The organism is Saccharothrix sp. ST-888 (assembly GCF_000955975.1).
Classification (GTDB): domain Bacteria; phylum Actinomycetota; class Actinomycetes; order Streptomycetales; family Streptomycetaceae; genus Kitasatospora.
The window spans coordinates 1-325 of the sequence record NZ_JYJF01000779.1 but is presented as its reverse complement, the minus strand read 5'-3'; the positions used below and the strand labels follow the sequence as shown (position 1 = coordinate 325).

Here is a 325-nt window from a genome sequence, read left to right as displayed (position 1 = left end):
GGTCTGCGCGGGGAGCGCGACTGCGGGCGCGGTTGCCGCGGTCAGGTTGGTGACGCGGGTACGGCTTGGAGGGGTGGGGCGACGGGGGGGGGAGCAGACGGCGGAGGACTACCTGCTTAGTGCGGATGACGGGGTGCTGGGCGGCGTTGGTGAGCACTTTGTGGCCGGCGCGGTCGTCGTCCCGGCCTGGCTGATCGTCAACGCCGTGCTCGTCGGCGTCCTGCGGAGGGGGGTGGCGGCGAAGGTCGGGGGGGTGGGCCACGGCGCCGGGCCCGTGGGCCGCTACGTGCTGACGATGGGCGGGGGCGACGCGGTCGTGGCAGGC

1 protein-coding gene is annotated in these 325 nt (G+C 75.4%); it reads left to right on the top strand.

All coding sequences use genetic code 11. The features are described 5' to 3' along the window. Positions 1-133: 133 nt before the first annotated feature. Positions 134-325: hypothetical protein (locus tag UK12_RS44110; RefSeq protein WP_231591517.1), on the top strand; the 192-nt coding region annotated here is incomplete at its 3' end.